Raw genomic sequence first — 22,987 nt, forward strand, 5'->3', positions numbered from 1 at the left:
GGTGATGGACATTTTTGACGAAAAGTGACGACGACGGACGATTTCGACAGTCGGCGACACCTCGCCCGGTTAATGTGACGACGTGTTGCCTGCCGCCAGGATCTCGCTGATGCGCAGCGGCGCGTCGTGCTGCACGGCGTCATAGAGCCCGTCGACCAGCGCGCCGATTTTGTCGAGGTAGTGCGCCAGCACGCGCTCGCGGTCGCGGATATCCACCGCGCCATCCAGCAGGCCTTTTGCGTCGAGCTGCGCGGTGGCGAGCAGCGTCTCTTCGCTGCCGTCGCGGCGGGCTATCAGGTAGTTAATGGTGCGGCAGTGAAAGCCTTCGGCCTGCTCCACGCGGATGGCGAAGTGCTCAAAAAGAAAGAAGCACAGCCCGTTTTGCGGCTCGCAGCCGAGCGAGTGATGCAGCTTCTGGCGCGACAGCGTAATGGCCTGGACCAGCGTATTGCAGTAGGTGTGCCAGTGCGCCTGTAACGCGCGGTGTCGGTCGGCGATAAATTCCGCCTTCTGGCTAAGTTCGGACAGGATCATAGTGGTTAGCTCATTTAACAGAGATAACCGTCTTTAGCAGGAACCATGCCATTTTTTAATTAACTGTTTTTAAATGGTTTATTCTGAAACGTCATATCACGCCGCCTGTCATGACATGTCATTTCGACAGCCTCGACACCCGCAGCGACAGCCTCCCGCAACCTTTCTCCCGCGCTGGCATCGTTATTGCATTGCCTGTGGCATTCGCAAGCGCAAAACGTACCGGAGGCGTTATGCACGAACTCACCCTCTGCCAGCGGGCAGCAGAAATCATTGAACAGCAGGCGCAGCAGCTTGGCGCACGAAAAGTTACCGGCGTATGGCTGGAAATCGGCGCGTTCTCCTGCGTTGAGCGCAGCGCGCTGGAGTTTTGCTTTGAGCTGGCGTGCCGCGACACCCGCGCCGAAGGCTGCGCGCTGCATTTAAGCCAGCAGGAGGCGCAGTGCTGGTGCCCGCAGTGCCAGCGCAACGTTCAGTTGCTCACGACGCTGGTACGCCGATGCCCGCATTGCCACAGCGCGGATTTGCGCATCGATGCCAATGACAGCGTGCAAATCAAGCGTCTCGAAATAGAACAGGAGTAGAAGATGTGTACGACCTGCGGTTGCCAGCACGGCAACCTTTATATAGAAGGCGATGAGCACAACCCGCATTCGCCGTTTCGCGCCGCCCCTTTTGCCGCCGCCCCGCGCGCGGTAGCGCCCATCTCAACAATAAACCTGAACACGTTTACGCCTGACGAGACACCGGATGGCTCACTCAACTACGGCCACGGCGAGGCGGGCACCCATGCGCCCGGCTTAAGCCAGCGCAAAATGGTGGAGATTGAAATCAACGTGCTCGATAAAAACAACCAGATTGCGCAGCGCAACCGCCAGCGGCTGGCCGCGCGCGGCCAGCTGGCGCTGAACCTGGTCTCCAGCCCCGGCTCCGGCAAAACGACGCTGCTCACCGAGACCCTCAAACGCCTGCGCGACACTACGCCCTGCGCCGTTATCGAAGGCGATCAGCAGACGGTAAACGACGCCGAGCGCATTCGCGCTACCGGCACCCCGGCGATTCAGGTCAATACCGGCAAAGGCTGTCATCTCGACGCGCAGATGGTAGAGGACGCGATGGCGCGCCTGCCGCTTGCCGATAACGGCGTGCTGTTTATTGAAAACGTCGGCAACCTGGTCTGCCCGGCGGGGTTTGATCTCGGCGAGCGTCACAAAGTGGCGGTGCTCTCGGTAACCGAGGGCGAAGATAAGCCGCTCAAGTACCCGCATATGTTCGCCGCCGCCTCGCTGATGCTGCTCAATAAAATCGATCTGCTGCCGTACCTGAACTTCGACGTTGAAAAATGCATGGCGTACGCGCGCGAGGTCAACCCGAACATCACTATCCTGCTGGTTTCCGCCACGCGCGGCGACGGCATGAGCGCGTGGCTCGCCTGGCTGGAGGAACAGCGATGTGCATAGGCATTCCGGGGCAAATCTGTGAACTGCTCGCAGGCAACCTCGCGCGCGTCGAGGTGTGCGGCGTACGGCGCGACGTCGATTTAACGCTGGTGGGCACGCATGACGAGAACGGCCAGCCGCGCCTCGGCCAGTGGGTGCTGGTGCATGTCGGTTTCGCCATGAGCCTGATTAACGAGCGCGAGGCGCGCGAGACGCTGGAGGCGCTGCAAACGATGTTTGAAGTAGAGCCGGATGTCGGCGCGCTGCTGTATGGCGAGGAGAACCGCTGATGCGTTATGTCGATGAGTACCGCAACCCGGAACGGGTGCTGCGCCTGATTGACCGGCTGTGCGAGCGCGCGCCGCGCTTAAGCCACACGGCGCAGAAACCGCTGCGCATTATGGAGGTGTGCGGCGGGCACACCCACGCCATTTTTAAATTCGGCCTCGACCGCCTGCTGCCCGAAAATATCGAGTTTATCCACGGCCCCGGCTGCCCGGTCTGCGTGTTGCCGATGGGACGCATCGACAACGCCACCGAAATCGCCCGCCGCCCCGGCGTTATCTTTTGCACCTTCGGCGACGCCATGCGTGTGCCCGGCAAAAACGGCTCGCTGCTCCAGGCCAAAGCTGAAGGCGCGGACGTGCGTATCGTCTATTCGCCGATGGACGCGCTGAAAATCGCCGAACAGCAGCCAGAACGCGAGGTGGTATTTTTCGGCTTAGGCTTTGAAACCACCATGCCCGCCACCGCGCTGACGCTGATGCAGGCGAAAGCGCGCGGCGTGCGTAATTTTTACTTTTTCTGTCAGCACATTACGCTCATCCCGACGCTGCAAAGCCTGCTGGAGCAGCCGGATAACCAGATTGACGCGTTTCTGGCACCGGGGCACGTCAGCATGGTGATCGGCACGCATCCGTATGATTTCATTGCCGGGCGTTTCGCACGCCCGCTGGTGGTGGCCGGTTTCGAGCCCCTGGATCTGCTACAGGGCGTGCTGATGTTGGTCGAGCAGCGCATCGCCGGAGAAAGCCGCGTGGAAAATCAGTACCGCCGCGTGGTGCCGGACGCGGGCAACCCGGCGGCGCAGCAGGCGATGGACACGGTGTTTTGTGTCGAGGGCGACAGCGAATGGCGCGGGCTCGGCGTCATCAACCACTCCGGCGTGCGGCTTCGCCCGGCGTTTCAAGCCTTTGACGCCGAGGCGCATTTCGCGCCCGCGCCGCAGCAGGTCAATGATTCCCCCAACGCCCGCTGCGGCGACGTGCTGACCGGCCGCTGCAAACCCGCCCAGTGCCCGCTCTTTGGCAGACGCTGTAACCCGCAAAACGCCTTCGGCGCGCTGATGGTCTCCTCGGAAGGAGCCTGCGCCGCCTGGTATCAGTATCGTTCAGAGGAGTGCGACGCATGAACACCATTACCCTCGCCCACGGCAGCGGCGGCCAGGCGATGCAGCAGTTGATCGACCGCCTGTTTATGCAGGCGTTTGCAAATCCGTGGCTGGCGGAGCAGGAAGATCAGGCGCGCCTGCCGCTTGCCGAACTAACGGCCAGGGGCGATCGGCTGGCGTTTTCCACCGACAGCTATGTTATCGACCCGCTGTTTTTCCCCGGCGGCGACATTGGCAAGCTCGCGATTTGCGGCACGGCCAATGACGTCGCGGTAAGCGGCGCCGTCCCGCGCTGGCTCTCCTGCGGGTTTATTCTTGAAGAGGGCCTGGAGATGGCGACGCTTGAAAAAGTCGCTCACAGCATGGCCGCGACGGCGCGCGCGGCGGGCATCCAGATCGTCACCGGCGACACCAAAGTGGTGCCGCGCGGCGCGGCGGATAAGCTTTTTATCAACACCGCCGGGCTCGGGGCTATTCCTGCCGATATTCACTGGGGCGCGCGGCAGCTTTCGCCCGGCGACGTGCTGCTGGTCTCCGGCACGCTTGGCGATCACGGCGCGACGATTCTCAACCTGCGTGAACAACTGGGGCTTGAAGGGGAGCTTGCAAGCGACTGCGCCCTGCTCTCGCCGCTGATTCAGCAATTACGTGCCGTGCCTGGCGTAAAAGCCCTGCGTGACGCTACCCGCGGCGGCGTTAACGCCGTGGCGCATGAGTTTGCGGCAAGCGCAGGGTGTGGCATCGAATTACAGGAGCGCGCGCTGCCGCTGAAACCCGCCGTGCGCGGCGTTTGCGAGCTGCTCGGGCTGGACGCGCTGAATTTCGCCAACGAAGGCAAACTGGTGATAGGCGTAGCGCGCGAGGCGGCGCAACACGTGCTGGACGTGCTGCGCGCGCATCCGCTGGGGCAGGATGCGGCCATCATTGGCGAGGTGGTGGCGCAAAAAGGCGTGCGGCTCGCCGGGATTTACGGTGTGAAGCGCACACTTGATCTGCCGCATAGCGAACCTTTACCCCGGATCTGCTAAACCCTGTTTTTGCGCAAGAACCTGATAAACAGGCTGTGCCTACAATATTGATTTACGTTTCCGCATCTTGCGAACGCATTCTGGATGAGCCAATGTCATACACACCCATGAGCGATCTCGGCCAGCAAGGGCTGTTCGACATCACTCGCACTCTGATGCGCCAGCCCGATCTCTGCGCGCTGGCGGAGGCGCTGAAATCGCTGCTTAACGCCTCCGGCATGGCGGATCGGGTTAACATTCTGCTGTATCACCCGAAACATCAGCGTACCTGTTTTTACAGCGTCGACAGCGTCGGCAATGCCGTGACGTATGAAGACGAAACGGTGCTCTCCCATGGCCCGGTGCGTCGGCTGCTGTCGCGCCCCGAAGTGCTGCACTGCCGGTATGACGAATTCGCCGAGACCTGGCCGCGGCTTGCCGCACTCCCGCTCTACCCGGCCTTTGGCTACTACTGCCTGGCCCCGCTCGCCGCCGAAGGCCATATTTTCGGCGGCTGCGAGTTTATTCGCGACACGCCCGAATGTTTTAGCGAAAAAGAGTTTTCACGGCTGCAAACACTCACGCAAATCGTGAGCGTCGCGGCGGAGCAAATCCAGACGCGGCTTGGCAACAGCCAGGATTACGCGCTGCTGTGCCGCGAGCGCGATGATTTTCGCATTCTGGTCGCCATCACTAACGCGGTGCTCTCCAAACTGCATCTCGACGAGCTGGTGACCGAGATTTCTCACGAGATCCACCGCTATTTCAGTATCGATTCCATCAGTATCGTTCTGCCGGCGGCGCGCAAAGGCAAACTGACGATTTACTCCACGCACTATGTTGATGAAGCCGCGCCGCTGCACGATCAGAGCGAGGTGCAGGAGAAAGGAACGCTCTCGGCGCGCGTGTTCAGTTCGCGGGAAATGCTGCTGGTGAATCTGCACCAGCGCGACGATCTCGCGCCTTACGAACAGATGCTGTTTGAGATGTGGGATAACCAGATCCAGACCATTTGCCTGCTGCCGCTGATGTTTGGCGAGAAGATGCTGGGCGTGCTGAAGCTCGCGCAGTGCGAGGAGCATATTTTCACCGCCGCTAATTTAAAACTGCTGCGCCAGATTGCCGAGCGCATCGCGATTGCGGTGGATAACGCGCTGGCGTACCAGGAGATCCACCGCCTTAAAGAGCGGCTGGTGGATGAGAACCTGGCGCTGACCGAGCAGATTAACAATGTTCCGGCGGATTTCGGCGAAATCATCGGGCGCTCGGATGCGATGATGGCCGTGATGAAGCAGGTGGAAATGGTCGCCAAGAGCGATAGCACGGTGCTAATTCTTGGCGAAACCGGCACCGGTAAAGAGCTTATCGCTCGCGCGATCCATAACCTGAGCGACCGCAACGGGCGGCGTATGGTGAAGATGAACTGCGCGGCGATGCCCGCAGGGCTTCTGGAAAGCGATCTCTTCGGCCACGAGCGCGGCGCGTTTACCGGTGCCAGCGCCCAGCGCATCGGGCGTTTTGAGCTTGCCGATAAAAGCAGCCTGTTTCTGGATGAAGTGGGCGATATGCCGCTGGATCTGCAGCCGAAACTTCTGCGCGTGTTGCAGGAGCAGGAGTTTGAGCGGCTCGGCAGCAACAAAGTTATCCAGACCGACGTGCGGCTGATTGCCGCGACCAACCGCGATTTACGGCAGATGGTGGCGGACCGCGAGTTCAGAAGCGATCTCTATTACCGCCTGAACGTGTTCCCGATCCATCTGCCGCCGCTGCGCGAGCGCCCGGAGGATATTCCGCTGCTGGTGAAGGCGTTCACTTTTAAAATCGCGCGCCGTCTGGGGCGCAGCATCGACAGTATTCCCGCCGAAACGCTGCACACGTTAAGCCAGATGGAATGGCAGGGTAACGTGCGCGAGCTGGAGAACGTGATTGAGCGCGCGGTGCTGTTAACGCGCGGCAATGTGTTGCAGCTCTCGTTGCCGGAGCTGACGCTGCGACCGGCGAAAAAAACCGTCGCGCCGCCGCCCGTCGAGATGCGCGACGGCGAAGACGAGGTGGCGCGGATAACCCGGGTATTAAAAGAAACCAACGGCGTGATCGCCGGGCCGAAAGGCGCCGCCGCGCGCCTTGGCGTGAAGCGCACGACGCTGCTTTCCAGGATGAAGCGGCTGGGGATCGATAAGGAAGCGCTGTAAGCGTTTGGGGTTTTGGCTGGTAATTTTTGGCGGGTGCGCTGCGCTTACCCGCCCTACGGTAACGTCGGGGCTTCTCTTGTAGGGCGGGTAAGCGTAGCGCACCCGCCGTTTTTTTACCCGGCCACAAAAAGATCGGTAAGGTGATGGTTTTGCTCCGGCTAAAAAAAAATCGGCCCCTCAGGGCCGATTTTCCGCCGGGAGCCGGGATTGCAAAGGGGGCGGCGGCGAGCCCCCTTTGCACGTTCGCGTGAAACGAGCATCCATATAAAGGCGGCATTATAGCGAACGGAACGTGTTCACCGCCCTGGTATATATCACCTGAATACATGCTCGATGGCGGGTGCGCGTTGCTTACCCGCCCTGGGGTAATGGTGGTTTTCGTTTACTGGCGGGTGCGCTGCGCTTACCCGCCCTACAAGATATTGGGTATTACGTTTAACGTAGGGTGGGTAAGCGAAGCGCACCCGCCGTTTTTTTACCCGGCCACAAAACGATCGGTAAAGTGTTGGTTTTATTCCGGCTCAAAAAAATCGGCCCCTCAGGGCCGATTTTCCGCCGGGAGCCGGGATTGCAAAGGGGGCGGCGGCGAGCCCCCTTTGCACGTTCGCGTGAAACGAGCATCCATATAAAGGCGGCATTATAGCGAACGGAACGTGTTCACCGCCCTGGTATATATCACCTGAATACATGCTCGATGGCGGGTGCGCGTTGCTTACCCGCCCTGGGGTAATGGTGGTTTTCGTTTACTGGCGGGTGCGCTGCGCTTACCCGCCCTACAAGATATTGGGTATTACGTTTAACGTAGGGTGGGTAAGCGAAGCGCACCCGCCGTTTTTTTACCCGGCCACAAAACGATCGGTAAAGTGTTGGTTTTATTCCGGCTCAAAAAAATCGGCCCATCAGGGCCGATTTTCCGCCGGGAGCCGGGATTGCAAAGGGGGCGGCGGCGAGCCCCCTTTGCACGTTCGCGTGAGGGAAGCCTTCATACGAGGGTGACATCAGGGCGAACGGAACGTGTTCACCGCCCTGGTATATATCACCTGAATACATGCCTGATGGCGGGTGCGCGTTGCTTACCCGCCCTAAGATGACGGTGGTTTTCGTTTACTGGCGGGTGCGCTGCGCTTACCCGCCCTACGCTAACGGCGGCTTTCGTTTGCTGGCGGGTGCGCTGCGCTTACCCGCCCTACCCGGCTTATTCACCCTTAAACATCGGCGGCGGACGGCGGAAACGGCGCGTCAGCCACGTCAGATACATCAGCCCCAGCGCGGCCCAGATAAGCCCCATCGTCAGCGAACTCTTCTCCAGGTTCAGCCACAGCACCGCCACCGTCAGCGCGCCCACCAGCGGCAGGATCAGATAATTAATCCGGTCTTTCCAGCCTTTGTTTCGCCCTTCCCGCAGGAAAAAGTGATTCACTACCGAGAGGTTCACGAACGTAAACGCCACCAGCGCGCCAAAGTTAATCAGCGCCGTCGCGGTCACCAGGTCAAAAGAAAGCGCGCTCAGCGCCACGACGCCCACCAGAATCACATTCAACGCGGGCGTGCGCCATTTCGGGTGCACATAGCCGAAGACCTTTTCCGGGAAGACGTTATCGCGGCCCATCACATACAGCAGGCGCGACACGCTGGCGTGCGACGCAAGCCCGGACGCCAGCGTGTTCACAAACGTACAGCACAGGAAAACCGACTGGAACAGCTTGCCGCCCACGTAAAGCGCGATTTCCGGCAGCGCCGCGTCCGGCTCCTTAAAACGCCCCATCGTCGGGAAAAAGAGCTGAATAAAAAACGAGGCCGCAATGAATATCACGCCGCCGTATAGTGCCGTCAGGAAAATCGCGCGCGGAATGGTCTTGCCTGCATCCGGCGTCTCTTCCGACAGCGTCGTCACGGCGTCGAAACCGAGAAACGAAAAACAGACGATGGTCGCTCCGGTGATAATCGGCAACAGCTGCGCGTTTTCACTGACAAACGGCTGTACCGACCAGATGGTGCCCGTCCCCTCGCCTTTATGCAGACCGTGGATCACCAGAAAAATAAACACCACGATGATGGCCACCTGCACCGTCACAAACAGCGTGTTGAAGTTCGCCACCAGATTGACGCTTTTCAGGTTCGCGAGCGTCATGATGCCCACATAGAGCACCACCCAGATCCACTGCGGCACGTCGGGGAACATTGCCGAGAGATAGAGCTTCGCCAGCAGCACGTTGATCATCGGCAGGAACAGATAATCGAGCAGCGACGACCAGCCCACCAGGAACCCCACGTGCGGGTTAATCGCTTGCTGGGCGTAGGTATAGGCGGAGCCTGCCGTCGGGAAGCGCTTGACCAGTTTGCCGTAGCTGATGGCGGTAAACAGCACGCCCGCCAGCGCCAGCAAATAAGAGGCCGGGACGTGACCGTTACTGATGCCGGAGACGATACCGAAAGTGTCGAACACGGTCATTGGGGTCAGATAGGCCAGGCCCATCATCACCACCTGCCAGAGTTTAAGTGATTTGCGCAGCTGCGGACGCGCCGCGGCAACGTTGAGATCGTAGTTAATCGCCATCGCGCGTTCCCCCTTTCGTCTCTGTGATTCGTCGCGAAACAGAGGCCGGAGGGAGTCGTCGTGACGCGCGCTGAAAACGCGGATGAAGCAAAGCTCCGGGCGCGGGCCCGTAGTTACTGCGGCTCAGGCGGGTGCCCGCGCGCAGCGGACAGAGATAAAGTGGCACCATCTCAATATCCTCGTAACGTATCCTGAACGTCGTCTGTAAGCCGCTGTCGCGCGCTATTCCTTCACGCGACACCGGAAAAGCCGGCGCGACAGGCCCGGCGAGCTTTCGCCGCGGCCTTCTGTGGCGCGGCATGGTGCGTACTGAATCCGCTTTGGGTATTAACAACCTGTTACCTGGATAACGCCCGCCTGCCATAAAAGCGGGGAAAGTTTCAGGCCAGCCGTCAGGCGTTTTTCAGCATCCACTCAATTTCCGTTTCGGTGATGAGCCGCTCAAACTGGATAAGCTCGTCGTTCTTGCAGGCATGGAACACCTCGCAAAACCGCGCGCCCAGCCGCTCGCGCATCGCCGGATGAACCTGGAACTCATACAGGGCGTCGCTCTGGCGGATAGGAAACGGCGTTCCTTCCTGCTCCAGACCGTTGCCTTCCACCGCCTCTGGCAGCGGCAAGTCGTTTTCCAGGCCGTGCACTATACCTGCAAGTACCGCAGACATCACGAGATAAGGGTTCGCATCCGCGCCCGCCACGCGATATTCCACGCGATGGCTGTCGCGATCGCCGCAGGGAATGCGCAGCGCGACGGTGCGGTTGTTATGGCCCCAGGAGGCCTGAGTCGGGACATACATCCCCGGCTGGAAACGGCGGTAGGAGTTAACGTTTGGTGCCAGCAACGCCATCGAGGCGGGCATCATATCGATCATTCCGGCGAGCGCCTGCTTAAGCAGGTCGGAATCTTCGCCGTCGGGAAGCGCCAGCACGTTCTGCCTGTTGTCATCGACAATGCTGATGTGAATGTGCATCCCGCTGCCGGCGTGTTCTTCATAGGGTTTGGCCATAAAGGTGGCCTGCATGCCATGTTTTTCAGCCACCAGGCGCACGAGACGCTTGAGCGCCAGCGCGTGATCGCAGGCCTGTAAGACGTTATCGGTATGGTGCAGGTTGATTTCAAACTGGCCTGGCGAGGCTTCCGCCACCGCGCCATCGGCGGGGATCTGCTGCATGCGCGCCAGCTCGTCGATATCGCTTAATACATCGGCGAAGCGATCAAGATTGTCCACCGAATAGACCTGGCTTTGGGTGTTGCGATCCTGGGTGCCGGGCGCGCACGGCGGCTGGAGATAGCCTTCGGCGTCGCGCTGGCGATCAATGAGATAGAACTCCAGCTCTACCGCTACCACGGGGTGCAGACCGCGCTGGCGCAACTGCTGCCAGAGGCGGTTAAGCACGTTGCGCGGCTCAACGTCAAAGGGAGTACCATCTTCGTCCTGCATGGTCAGCAGAAGCTGGCCGAGATACTCCGGGTCGGTGGCGGACGGCACCAGGCTTCCCAGGACCGGCACGCAGCGGCGGTCCGGCTCGCCGAGATCCTGCCCCAGTCCCGCCTCTTCCACCACGTTGCCCAGAATATCCATCGCAAAAACCGAGGCCGGGAAATAACAGCCTTTCTCGACTTTTAAAAGACCCGCCACAGGGATGCGTTTGCCGCGAAAACAGCCGTTGAGATCCGTCAGCATTACATCGACATATTCCGTTAACGGATAACGCTCAAGATAGGCATTCACTTCGCGGGCAAACGCACTGGTTCGCCTCTCTTCACTGTGATGCACAAAATTTTCTACTTCCACGATATTGGTTTCCATTATTCACCGCCGTTGTTGCAGATGCCGGTCCCGCAATCAGACCGTTCGATATAATTTCCATTTTTAGAATCTAGATGCAACAGAAATGTTTTTCAAATGTTAAATCGCGTTTGAATTTTGGTTACAGCGCTGCTAGATTGAGAAAATATTGAACAGAATGCGGTGCAAACGTGGCGTTTGTGCAGAATTTAGACCAGCGCGAGAGGACAGTATGGGCATTATATTTAACAGGCCGTTAATCGGCGTCGTGATGTGCAGAAACAGTATCAAGGGGCACCCAAGCCAGACGTTACAAGAGAAGTATATTAACGCCGTGCTGAACGCTGGCGGCTTGCCGGTGCCCCTGCCTCATATCGTCGCTGAGTCTGTTCTTCTCGATCAGCTACTCGCTGAACTTGACGGCATTATGCTGCCGGGCAGCCCCAGCAACGTTCAGCCGCACCTGTATGGTGAAAACGGCGATGAGCCTGCCGCCGATCCCGGGCGGGACACTCTGAGCATCGCGCTGATAGAGCGCGCGCTGGAAAGGCGCATTCCCCTTTTCGCCATCTGTCGAGGGCTTCAGGAACTGGTTGTCGCTACCGGGGGGACGCTGTATCGTCGGCTGTTTGACGAGCCGGAACTGCTGGAACACCGCGAAGATCCTGAACTGCCGCTGGACCAGCAGTACGCGCCCTCTCACGAGGTGCAGGTAGTGCTGGGAGGGCTTCTTGGCAAACTGATACCGGGCTGCAACACGTTTTGGGTAAATTCGCTGCATGGCCAGGGCGCCCGTACGCTGGGCGCGCGGCTACGCGTGGAAGCGCGCTCGCCGGATGGCCTTGTGGAAGCCGCAAGCGTTATCGATCACCCGTTTGCACTGGGGGTGCAGTGGCACCCGGAATGGAACAGCAGCGAATACGCACTCTCGCGGCTGTTGTTTGAAGGTTTTATTACCGCCTGTCGGGGGTTTCGGGCCGAAAAGCCCCGACCCGCCTGACGTTACTATGAAGGAAGAGACTCTATGAGCGATGTCACCCTGGCGCCGGGGAAGCGTTTAGCGCAGATCCGCCAGCAACTGGGTTTGTCGCAGCGCCGCGTCGCTGAACTTTCCGGGCTAACGCACAGCGCTATCAGCACCATTGAACAGGACAAAGTGAGTCCGGCCATCAGTACGCTGCAAAAGTTGCTGAAGGTGTACGGGCTCTCGCTGTCGGAATTTTTTGCCGAACCAGAAAAACCGGACGAACCGCAGGTGGTCATCAATCAGGAGGATTTGATTGAGATAGGCAGCCAGGGCGTCTCGATGAAGCTGATTCATAACGGGAATCCGCATCGCACGCTGGCGATGCTGTTTGAAACGTACCAACCCGGCACCACGACCGGGGAGAGGATCAAACACCAGGGTGAAGAGATTGGCACCCTGCTGGAAGGAGAAATCGTGCTGACCGTTAACGGCCAGACGTTCCACCTGACCGCAGGTCAGAGCTATGCCATCAACACCGGCATACCTCACAGCTTCAGCAATACCTCGGCCGGGATCTGCCGCATCATCAGCGCGCATACGCCCACCACCTTCTGATAACCGTTCAGCGCGTTCGGTTGGAAGAAGACGCCGGGCGCGCCTGACACGGGCCGCATCTGACCTGAGCTAAACGGGCTTTTTCGCCCGGGGGCTTCTGCGTCAAAAATTCAGGCGGAACCGCCGCCTTAAACGCGCTAACCCTTTGTAATTACAGGAGAGGCTATGGAATTTCACACGTTAAGCTACTGGCAGGGTAAGGCGGCGCGGCTGTCCATCGAAGGCCGGTTATTTTATCAGGGCGACTACCGGGCGGCCGCGAGTGGCGACACCTTCAGCGTGGTCAACCCGGCCACCGGCGAGACGCTTGCTGAGGTGGCGCGCGGCGCGAAGCGTGACGTAGACGCCGCGGTGGCGAGCGCCCGTGCGGTGTTCGAGCGCGGCGACTGGTCGCAGGCGGCACCCGCTGCGCGTAAAGCGGTGCTCATGCGTCTGGCCGCGTTAATGGAGCAGCATCACGAGGAGCTGGCGCTGCTGGAGTCGCTCGACACCGGTAAACCGATTCGCCATAGCCTGCGTGATGATATTCCAGGCGCGGCCCGCGCGCTGCGCTGGTACGCCGAAGCGGTCGATAAACTCTATGGTGAGGTGGCACCCACCGATAGCGCGTCGCTAGCGATGATCGTGCGCGAGCCGGTCGGCGTGGTGGCGGCCGTGGTGCCGTGGAATTTCCCGCTGCTGCTCGCCTGCTGGAAGCTTGGCCCGGCGCTTGCCGCCGGTAACAGCGTGGTGCTCAAACCCTCTGAGAAATCGCCGCTCTCGGCGCTGCGCCTTGCGGGGCTTGCGCGTGAAGCGGGGCTGCCGGACGGCGTGCTGAACGTGATACCGGGCTTTGGCCACGAGGCGGGCCAGGCGCTCTCGCTGCACCCGGATGTGGACGTGATGACCTTTACCGGCTCCACCCGCACCGGCAAACAGCTCCTTAAAGACGCGGGTGAATCGAACATGAAGCGCGTCTGGCTCGAAGCGGGCGGCAAGAGCGCCAATATCGTCTTCGCCGACTGCCCGGATCTCGACCAGGCCGCGGCGTCGGCCGCCGCCGGGATTTTCTATAACCAGGGCCAGGTTTGCATCGCCGGTACGCGCCTGCTGGTGGAAGCCTCCATTAAAGACGCGTTTCTGGCGCGCGTGAAAGCGCATGCGCAGAGCTTTACGCCCGGCGATCCGCTCGACCCGCAGACCACCATGGGCACGCTGATTGATGACGATCACGCCGCCAGCGTGCGCCGCTATATTGAGCTTGGCCAGGCGCAGGGCGCGACGCTGTGGCTGGATGGCCGCGCGCAGCCGCACGAAGCCTGCGTCGGCCCGACGATTTTTACCGACGTGGATAACCAGATGCGCGTCGCCCGCGAGGAGATTTTCGGCCCGGTGCTGGCGGTCACGACCTTTACCGGCGAAGAAGAAGCGCTGCGGCTCGCCAACGACAGCGACTACGGTCTCGGCGCCGCCGTCTGGACCCGCTCGCTCTCCCGCGCCCATCGTATGGCCCGACGTCTGAAGGCGGGCTCCGTCTTTATCAATAACTATAACGACGGCGATATGACCGTACCGTTCGGCGGCTATAAGCAGAGCGGCAACGGGCGCGATAAATCGCTGCACGCGCTGGAAAAATTCACCGAACTGAAAACCATCTGGATGAGCCTGGAGCACAATCATGACTGAACATGTAAACAGCTACTACGCCGCAAGCGCCAACCCGCACGCGCCCTTCCCGAAGCTCACGGAATCACTCCAGTGCGATGTCTGTATTGTCGGCGGCGGCTACACCGGGCTTTCGTCGGCGCTGCATCTGGTGGAGCAAGGTTATGACGTGGTGCTGCTGGAAGCCGCGCGGATCGGGTTTGGCGCGAGCGGGCGCAACGGCGGCCAGGTGGTGAATTCGTACAGCCGAGATATTGACGTTATTGAGGCGCGCTACGGCGCAGAAACGGCGCGGATGCTCGGCAGCATGATGTTTGAAGGCGGCGAGATCATCCGCGAGCGCATTAAGCGTTACGACATTCAGTGCGACTACCGCCCCGGCGGGATGTTTGTGGCGCTGAACCGCAAGCAGTATCTCGGGCTGATGGAGCAAAAGGCCAGCTGGGAGCGCTACGGCAACAACGGTCTTGAGCTGCTGGATGCCGACGCGGTGCGCGGAGAAATCGCGAGCCAGCGTTATACCGGCGCGCTGCTCGACCACAACGGCGGCCATATTCATCCGTTAAACCTGGCGCTCGGCGAGGCGGAGGCGATTCGCTCGCTCGGCGGCAAGATTTTCGAGCAGTCGGCGGCGGTGAGTATTACGCACGGCCAGCCTGCGGTGGTGAAAACCGCGCAGGGCCAGGTGACGGCGCGCTATGTGATTGTGGCGGGCAACGCCTATCTCGGCACGCGGCTTGAGCCTGCGCTCGCACGACGCAGTATGCCGTGCGGTACGCAGGTGGTGACCACCGAGCCGCTGGCCCCGGACGTGGCGGCGTCGCTGTTGCCGAATAATTATTGCGTCGAGGATTGTAACTATCTGCTCGATTATTACCGGCTAACGGCGGACAACCGCCTGCTGTATGGCGGCGGCGTGGTCTACGGCGCGCGCGACCCGGATGATATCGACCGGCTGATTATGCCGAAGCTTCTGAAGACATTCCCGCAGCTTAAAGGCGTGAAGATCGATTATCGCTGGACGGGGAATTTCCTGCTGACGCTCTCGCGAATGCCGCAGTTTGGGCGGCTTGAGAACAACATTTATTATATGCAGGGCGACAGCGGCCACGGCGTGACCTGTACGCATCTTGCCGGCAGGCTTATCTCCGAGGCGCTGCGCGGCGACGCCGAGCGTTTCGACGCGTTCGCGACGCTGCCGCATTATCCGTTCCCCGGCGGGCGCTCGTTCCAGATCCCGTTTACCGCGATGGGTGCCGCGTATTACAGCCTGCGGGACCGGCTGGGCGTGTGATTGGTACGGTGGGTGCGTGATTGAAACGGTGGGTGCGCTTCGCTTACCCACCCTAAATCTAACGTGCGGCCCAATATCGTAGGGCGGGTAAGCAACGCGCACCCGCCATCCAGCATTATGGAGAACGCCTGGGCCGGGTGATATATACAAGGACGGTGAACACGTTCCGTTCGCCATAATGCTGCCTTTATATGGATGCTCGTTTCACGCGAACGTGCAAAGGGGGCTCGCCGCCGCCCCCTTTGCAATCCCGGCTCCCGGCGGAAAATCGGCCCTGATGGGCCGATTTTTTTTGAGCCGGAATAAAACCATCACCTTACCGTTTGTTTTGTGGCGGGTTAAAAAAACGGTGGGTGCGCTTCGCTTACCCACCCTACGAACCAAGTGACGCTGATGCCGCCATCACATCCTCTCCTCTTCCTTTATTACACGCAAAAAAAACCGCCCCGTCTGGGGCGGCTGTTCTCATTGCCTGTTATCAGAAGCTGACTTTCAGCGTCACCTGGCCACCGTAACCGCCGGTACCGGCGTCGTCGATGGTTTTGGTGTAACCGGCGCGAACGCCCAGCGTCACGTTGTCGCGGATCTGGCCGTCGATGCCGACATCCAGCGCGGCGGCGGTGCCGTCCTGATCCGGATTGAACGAGACTTCGCTGCCTGCCACACCCGGCGCGCTCACGTTCACATCGCCTTTGGAGTCAAACGTCTGGATAAAGGACGGACGCACCCACCAGCTCACCGGCGGCGGGTTGCCGCTCTCTTTCAGCGTCGCGTTGTTGCCAAAGCGCAGACCGGCACGTACCTGCTGACTATGGCCGTCGCCGAACTGCACATCGGCGGCATCGTCATCGCCATCTTTCAGGTTCACGCCGCGGTATTGGTATTGCACCTGCGGTTCGAGCACCAGACCGCTGCCGATATCAAACGGCAGGCCGGTTTCGAAGGAGCCGACATAGCCCCAGCCATGCGTTTTCATACCGTCGCCGTCACGCGGGTCGGTATCGAAGTTATGACGCGTACCCTGCGCCACCACGTCAACCCACCAGCCGCTCTCATGCACGCCGTTGACATACAGACCGGCGCTGTACGCGTCGTCACGCACCGTACCCGCTTTCGATTTCTCGCTGCGCTGAACGTCGATAGCCGACAGACCTGCCGCACCGTAGATACCGACACCCCATTCCATGGAAGACGCCTGGCCTCGCCACAGGTCGCTACCGATCTGCAGGAAGGTGTAGCCGCCTTTGCTTTCCGGCGTGTTGCCGTTACGCAGATCCGAACCGCCGTGATCGTGGCTCAGCTGGCCTGCCTGGAAGCGCGCCCACATGTTGCTGCCATCCTCAGACGGGCTGCGCGCCGCGTAGCGACGGCTGTCGAGCGAGCCAAGCAGCGCGCTGTCGTAGTCCATCGCCTGCGCATACAGCGAGCTGTAGAGGTACATGGCCGAGCGGTAGTTCTGCGGGCCGTTCTCGTCGCCGCTACCGGACGCGGTGGTCAGATACCAGCTTTCGTTGCCAGCGCCCTGACGCAGGCTGTAGTTATACGCCCCCGCCTGCAGGTTGTTGGCAAGGCTGAATGCGTCGTCGGTGGTGGTCGCGCCGTTAATGGCGTTCACGACCTGGATACCGTCGCCGGTGGTGCGCGCGCCCAGACCGCCCTGGTTACGGATAGCGATGCGGGTGTTGCCGGTCGCGGTGCCGCCGTTAAGGATCAGGCTGTCGGTGGTCGCCGTACCGCCCTGGAACAGCGTGTTCAGGGTGATCGTACCGCCATTACCCGTCAGATTAGTAACCGTCAGGGTTTTCGGAACGAACGCGCCCGTCGGTGCCTGGTAATCAATGGTGCCGCCAAGCGTCAGGTCATTCAGCAGCGAGTTGCCGGTCATCAGCCAGGTGGAGCCAGCGTCCACGGTGAGATCGGTCGGGTCGATCGTACCGGTAAGCGAGGCGCCGTTGGTCAGTTGCAGCGAGGTACCAAGCTGCGCGATAACGTCCGTCACCGCTTCGAGGCCGCTGAACACCAGCGTACCGCTCTGCAGCCAGGTGCCGCCAGTCTGGTTCAGAATGCCGCTGACGGTCAGTTTCCCGTCGCCTTCTTTATACAGGCTGCCGGTACCGCTGATATTCGCGGCAATCGTGTTGTCGCTCTTATCGGTGGTGACACTCAGTTTGCCGGTGTTGGTGACGTTACCTGCAATCGCGGAGCCATCTTTCAGCTCGGTGGTGCCGGTCAGAATACCGCCATCCGCCACGTTGAGTTTACCGCCGTTCTGTACCACGGTGTTGTTGGCGATACCGTCCGCCGCCACCGAGAGCACGCCGCCGCCTTCCAGCAGCACGCTGTTCGCCAGTTTATTGGCGATAGAGAACTGACCCAGCGCGTTGGTGCCGTTCACGGTGGTGTCGGTGCCGGCGATAATGCCCGCGCCGCTGTTCAGATCGATGTTGGTCGCTTCGGCCGCATCCGCCACTGCCAGCATACCGCCCTCGTGAATGATGGTCTGGTCGGCGACACCGCCTTTACGGATGTACTGCACGCCGCCTTTGGTGACGGTGGTCGCGATAGCCGTACCGCCCAGCGTCACGCTCTGGCTGCCGTTTTCGCTGACGGTAGACGAGGCCACCGTACCGCCGTTATTGACGACCTGATCGCCCACCACGGTGTTGTCGATAACAATACCGCCATCATTGACGTTCTGGATGCCGCCCGCCTTGATGATGGTCGAGATAACCGTACCGCCGCTGTTGACGTTCTGCGTACCGCCCAGATTGATGGTGGTGCTGGTCGCCGTACCGCCGGTCAGCACGTTCTGAACGCCGCCGTATTCAATATTGGTATTGAAGGTCTGGCCGCCGTTGTAGATATTCTGCGCGGTGCGGCCATACAGGCTGGTGTTTTTCGCCACACCGCCGCGATAGACGTTCTGCACGGCGTCAGCCGCGAGTTCAGCGCCGTCAGCGGTACCGCGCACGTTCTGTACGGAGCCGTTAATCAGCACCGTGGTTTCTGCCGTCGCGCCCGCAGCGATGTTCTGGACAGCGCCGGTATCCATACTGGTGTTCACGGCGCGACCGCCGCTCAGCAGGTTTTGCTCGCCGCCGCGATTATTGGTTTCGGTCACTACCGCGCCGTTGTAGACGGTCTGCTTCGCATCGTCGTTCAGCCAGGTCGAGGTGACGTTCGCGCCTGCATACACGCGCTGTTCGCCATTCTCATACAGTTCGGAGCCGATAGACGTACCGTAAACATCCATCACGCCGTTGCCGAAGACCATCGTCACATCCGCCAGGGCGTCTTTATTTACGCGCTGGTAGCCGTTGTTTTGCAGAATGGTCACGATGGAGTGGCCGTCCACAATCTGCGTGCCTTCCACGACGGTGAAATCGGTGGTGCCGCCGGTAAAGACGTTTTCTCTGCCGCCGGTGGCGATGGTGCCGCCGTAGGTGTAGCCGCCGGAATTCACATTCTGGACGCCGCCTTTCTCAACGCGGGTGTCGAAGGCTTTACCGCCGCTGCCGATATTCTGCGTGCCGCCCAGCAGACGGGTCGCCAGCGCCTGCGCGCCGTTGTTGACGTGCTGTTCGCCGCCGTTCATTACGGTAGAGATAGCGACCGCCGAGTTGCTCAGGATCTGGGTGCCGCCGGCGTTAATCACGGTGCTGCGCGACCAGCCGTACGGGTCGACAATCTGCTGCCCGCCGTTATTAATCACCGCATCGAACGACTGACCATCGACGCGCTGTACGCCGCCGCTGTTGACCAGCGTGCCTTTCGCGTGGCCGCTCGCCATGATGAGCTGTACGCCGCCGTCGCTGATGCTGGTGCCGGACGCGGTACCTTCAACCAGCTGCGTACCGCCGCCAAAGACGGTGCCGTCAGACGCCGCGCCGCCCAGTTTCACGTGCTGTACGCCGCCGCTGTGAACGATAGAGCCCGCCGCCAGACCGCCCACATTCACGAGTTGCAGGCCGCCGTCGTTGATGACCGCAGAGATAGCCGTACCGTCAACGGATTGCGTGCCGCCCTGGTTAATTTGCGCGTCCACCGCTTTACCGGTCTCCTGCACGAGCTGCGTGCCGCGGTCGCCGATGCTGGTGCCGGAGGCCGTACCCGCCACCACCTGGGTGCCGCCTGCGAAGATTTTCGCAGTAGACGACGCGCCGCCTTTATTGATGTGTTGCAGGCCGCCGCTGGTGACGATAGATCCGCGTGCCAGGCCGCCGTTATTGATAATCTGCGTACCGCCGTCTTTCACGACCGCAGAGGTGACGGTACCGTCGACGCTCTGCACGCCGCCGCGGTTGACGTGGGTATCGTTCGCCATGCCGGTTTTGGTAACGAGCTGAACACCGCCGTCGCTGATGCTGGTGCCGGACGCCATGCCTGCCACTACCTGAGCGCCACCGCCGAAGATAACGCCGTCTGACGACGCGCCGCCAAAGTTGATGTGCTCAAGCCCGCCACTGTTGACCGTGGTGGCGCGCGCCAGACCGCCGCTGTTAACGAACTGGATGCCATCTTTATTCACGACCGCCGAGGTGGCCGTGCCGTCGACGCGTTGCAGACCGCCCGCGTTCACCAGCGATGCGAAAGCCAGACCGCCGATTTTCACATGCTGAATAGCGCCCTGACCAATCACGGTACGGCCCGCGGTGCCGGAGACCGACTGAATGCCGCCAAGCAGAACGGAATCAGACGCCGCGCCGCCCAGTTTCACATCCTGAACGCCGCCGCTGCGCACCACTGTGCTGTTGGCGTGACCGCCGTTCTGCACCAGCTGTACGCCACCGTCGTTGATGGTTGCGTAGTTGGCGGTACCATCAACATTCTGCAGACCGCCGCTGTTAACGGTCGCGCTAACCGATTTACCGGTCGCTTCGATATGCTGCTCCGCGCCTGAATCGATCTGGGTATTAGACGCGGTGCCCGCGAGCTGCTGCACGCCGCCAAACAGATGCGCGTCGGCAGAAGCCCCGCCCACGGAGACGTGTTGCAGACCACCGCTGTTGACCTGGGTGTTTTTCGCAAGGCCGCCGCTGTTAACAATCTGGGTGCCGCCGTCTTTGACGATGGCGGAAATCGCGGTGCCGTCAACAGCCTGAGTGCCGCGATTGTTGATCTGCGTGCCGGTCGCCTGGCCTGTCACCTGCACCTGCTGCGAGCCGCCGTCGTTGACGCTGGTGCCGGACGCGTTCCCGGAAACCTGTTGGATGCCGCCACCGAAGACGACGCTGTCAGAGGCGGAGCCGCCTTCTGCCACATACTGCAGGCCGCCGCTGTTGATCGCCGTGCTGTCCGCTTTACCGCCGCGGTTCACCAGTTGGATGCCTTTGTCATTGATGGTGGTGGTTTTCGCGGTGCCGTCCACGCGCTGCAGACCGCCTGCGTTAATGAGCGTGCCGGAGGCATTCGCGCCCACCTGCACATGCTGCACGCCGCCGTCGCCGATGACGGTGTCGCCCGCGGTACCCGCCAGTTGCTGCGTGCCGCCAAGCAGGATGGAGCCAGACGCCGCGCCGCCGAGTTTCACATCCTGTACGCCGCCGCTGCGCACCACAGTGCTGTTGGCATGGCCGCCGACCTGAATCAGCTGGGTGCCGCCGTCGTTAACGGTCGCGAAATTCGCGGTGCCGTCGACGTTTTGCAGGCCGCCGCTGTTGACCGTCGCGCTGACAGAAAGGCCCGTCGCTTCGATATGTTGCTCGCCGCCAGCGTCAATCTGCGTGTTGGACGCGGTGCCCGCGAGCTGCTGCGTACCGCCAAAGAGATGCGCATCGGCAGACGCGCCGCCGAGCGATACATGTTGCAGGCCGCCGCTGTTGACCTGGGTATCTTTCGCGAGACCACCTTTATTAACAAGCTGGGTGCCGCCCTCTTTCACCACGGCGGAGATAGCCGTGCCGTCAACGGCCTGGGTACCGCGATTGTTGATCTGGGTGCCGATCGCTTTACCGGTCACCTGCACCTGCTGGGAGCCGCCATCGTTCACGCTGGTGCCGGATGCGGTGCCGGAAACCTGCTGGATGCCGCCGCCGAAGACGACGCCTTCCGAGGCCGCGCCGCCCTGGGCGATGTATTGCAGACCACCGCTATGGACCGCAGTGTTGTCCGCGAGGCCGCCGCTATTGACCAGCTGGATGCCTTTGTCGTTGATGGTGGTGTCTTTCGCGGTACCGTCGACGCGCTGTAAGCCGCCAGCGTTAATCAGCGAGCCGGACGCAGAACCGCCGGTTTTCACATGCTGTACGCCGCCGTCGCCGATGATGGTGCCGCCCGCGTTGCCCGCGAGCTGCTGGGTGCCGCCGAGAAGAATGGAGTCAGACGCCGAACCGCCGAGGGCTACGTCCTGAATACCGCCGCTACGCACCACGGTGCTGTTGGCATGGCCGCCGGTTTGCACCAGTTGCACACCGCCATCTTTGATGGTCGCATAGTTGGCCGTGCCGTCGACATTCTGCAGACCACCGCTGTTGACCGTCGCGCTGACGGAAAGCCCGGTAGCTTCGATATGCTGCTGTGCACCGGCATCGATCTGGGTATTTGACGCCGTACCGGCGAGCTGTTGCGTGCCGCCGAAAAGATGGGCGTCAGCAGACGCGCCGCCGAGCGACACATGCTGCAGGCCGCCGCTGTTCACCTGGGTGTTTTTCGCAAGGCCGCCACGGTTGACTATCTGAGTACCGCCGTCTTTCACAATGGAGGAAATCGCCGTGCCGTCAACGGCCTGAGTGCCGCGATTATTGATTTGCGCGTCGCGGGACTGACCACCAACCTGAACCTGCTGGCTGCCGCCGTCGTTGATGCTGGTGCCGGACGCGGTGCCGGAGACCTGCTGGATGCCGCCGCCAAAGATCACGCCATCCGAGGAGGAGCCGCCGGCGCTGACATACTGGATGCCGCCATTATTAACGGTGGTGTTACGGGCATAACCGCCGCGCTCCACCAGTTGATGCCCACCGTCGTTGACCACGGCGGAGATAGACGTGCCGTCAACCGACTGGGTGCCGCCATTGTTGATAATCGTGGTGGTTGCCGTGCCGCTCGCCTGTACGTGCTGCTCGCCGCCATTGCCGACGACGGTATGCACCGCTGAACCACCAACCTGCTGTACGCCACCATCAAGAACAACCGTTCTCTGCGCCTGGCCGTCCTTTTCAACGAACTGCAAACCGTCATTGATGACAGTGCCGTTCGCCACGCCCTGTTGGCGAACAATCTGAACGCCGCCGTCATTCAGCGTGGTTTTCTGCGCCAGCCCGCCTGCAACAATCTGACTGCCCAGCGTGCCGATAATATGATTTGTCGTCGTCCCGCCGACCAGGACCTGCTGGGTGCCGTTCTGCACCAGCTCATCCTGCACCGACGAGGTGACATCGGGCGTGAACGCGAACGCCCCGCCGCTGGCAAGCGAACTCCCTACCGCTGCCGTCAACAACACCGCCCCGCTGGCGCGCTTGCCCTTCGCTCGCGTGAGCTCGGAGACGACGATAAACGCGCGCTGGACTTCACTCCACACCAGCCGGTAACTGCAATTAAGACTTCTCTTCATATTGATGCC

Annotated in this window: 14 protein-coding genes; 10 read left to right on the forward strand and 4 right to left on the reverse strand. The window is 61.0% G+C overall.

Annotated features, from left to right (window positions below; genetic code table 11):
* Positions 1-69: 69 nt before the first annotated feature.
* Complete coding sequence (gene hycA / locus AFK66_RS10740) at positions 70-534, reverse strand: formate hydrogenlyase regulator HycA (RefSeq protein WP_023898884.1); 465 nt, start codon at positions 532-534, stop codon at positions 70-72.
* 233 nt (positions 535-767) lie between these two features.
* On the opposite strand from hycA, the gene hypA reads away from it, so the two are divergent.
* The 6 genes from hypA (at position 768) to flhA (ending at position 6,562) form a co-directional block, all read left to right on the forward strand.
* Entirely contained in the window at positions 768-1,118 is a 351-nt protein-coding gene (hypA, locus tag AFK66_RS10745) for a hydrogenase maturation nickel metallochaperone HypA (protein ID WP_032968135.1), read from the forward strand.
* A gap of 3 nt (positions 1,119-1,121) precedes the next feature.
* On the forward strand, positions 1,122-1,994 hold the full coding sequence (hypB, locus tag AFK66_RS10750) for a hydrogenase nickel incorporation protein HypB (RefSeq protein ID WP_023898885.1): 873 nt from the start codon (positions 1,122-1,124) through the stop codon (positions 1,992-1,994).
* Positions 1,985-2,263: a HypC/HybG/HupF family hydrogenase formation chaperone gene (locus tag AFK66_RS10755; RefSeq protein WP_023898886.1), complete on the forward strand. Its 279-nt coding sequence runs from the start codon at positions 1,985-1,987 to the stop codon at positions 2,261-2,263. The genes hypB and AFK66_RS10755 overlap by 10 nt, the downstream gene beginning before the upstream one ends.
* Entirely contained in the window at positions 2,263-3,384 is a 1,122-nt protein-coding gene (hypD, locus tag AFK66_RS10760; RefSeq protein WP_007783772.1) for a hydrogenase formation protein HypD, read from the forward strand. Before AFK66_RS10755 ends, hypD begins: the two co-directional genes overlap by 1 nt.
* Positions 3,381-4,391: a hydrogenase expression/formation protein HypE gene (gene hypE, locus AFK66_RS10765; RefSeq protein ID WP_023898887.1), complete on the forward strand. Its 1,011-nt coding sequence runs from the start codon at positions 3,381-3,383 to the stop codon at positions 4,389-4,391. The genes hypD and hypE overlap by 4 nt, the downstream gene beginning before the upstream one ends.
* Before the next feature lie 92 nt (positions 4,392-4,483).
* Complete coding sequence (gene flhA, locus AFK66_RS10770; protein WP_032986234.1) at positions 4,484-6,562, forward strand: formate hydrogenlyase transcriptional activator FlhA; 2,079 nt, start codon at positions 4,484-4,486, stop codon at positions 6,560-6,562.
* Between the two features lie 1,195 nt (positions 6,563-7,757).
* Here the strand turns inward: flhA and AFK66_RS10775 are convergent.
* Positions 7,758-9,119: an APC family permease gene (locus tag AFK66_RS10775; protein WP_004386883.1), complete on the reverse strand. Its 1,362-nt coding sequence runs from the start codon at positions 9,117-9,119 to the stop codon at positions 7,758-7,760.
* Between the two features lie 392 nt (positions 9,120-9,511).
* Positions 9,512-10,930, reverse strand: coding sequence for a glutamine synthetase family protein (locus AFK66_RS10780; RefSeq protein WP_007783763.1), 1,419 nt, complete (start codon positions 10,928-10,930; stop codon positions 9,512-9,514).
* A 211-nt stretch (positions 10,931-11,141) separates the two neighbouring features.
* Here AFK66_RS10780 and puuD point away from each other — a divergent pair, with 211 nt between their 5' ends.
* The 4 genes from puuD (at position 11,142) to AFK66_RS10800 (ending at position 15,429) form a co-directional block, all read left to right on the forward strand.
* Positions 11,142-11,909: a gamma-glutamyl-gamma-aminobutyrate hydrolase gene (gene puuD / locus AFK66_RS10785; RefSeq protein WP_007783761.1), complete on the forward strand. Its 768-nt coding sequence runs from the start codon at positions 11,142-11,144 to the stop codon at positions 11,907-11,909.
* A 24-nt stretch (positions 11,910-11,933) separates the two neighbouring features.
* Complete coding sequence (gene puuR / locus AFK66_RS10790; RefSeq protein WP_004386885.1) at positions 11,934-12,491, forward strand: HTH-type transcriptional regulator PuuR; 558 nt, start codon at positions 11,934-11,936, stop codon at positions 12,489-12,491.
* 165 nt (positions 12,492-12,656) lie between these two features.
* Entirely contained in the window at positions 12,657-14,156 is a 1,500-nt protein-coding gene (gene puuC / locus AFK66_RS10795; RefSeq protein ID WP_023898891.1) for an aldehyde dehydrogenase PuuC, read from the forward strand.
* Entirely contained in the window at positions 14,149-15,429 is a 1,281-nt protein-coding gene (locus AFK66_RS10800; protein WP_007783756.1) for an NAD(P)/FAD-dependent oxidoreductase, read from the forward strand. The genes puuC and AFK66_RS10800 overlap by 8 nt, the downstream gene beginning before the upstream one ends.
* Before the next feature lie 478 nt (positions 15,430-15,907).
* Here the strand turns inward: AFK66_RS10800 and AFK66_RS10805 are convergent, their stop codons facing one another.
* The gene (locus AFK66_RS10805; protein ID WP_007783753.1) at positions 15,908-22,978 is read right to left on the reverse strand and encodes an AIDA repeat-containing protein; all 7,071 of its coding nucleotides are present in this window, start codon (positions 22,976-22,978) and stop codon (positions 15,908-15,910) included.
* Positions 22,979-22,987: the final 9 nt, after the last annotated feature.

It is taken from the genome of Cronobacter malonaticus LMG 23826, assembly GCF_001277215.2.
In the GTDB taxonomy this organism is placed as follows: Bacteria; Pseudomonadota; Gammaproteobacteria; order Enterobacterales; family Enterobacteriaceae; genus Cronobacter; species Cronobacter malonaticus.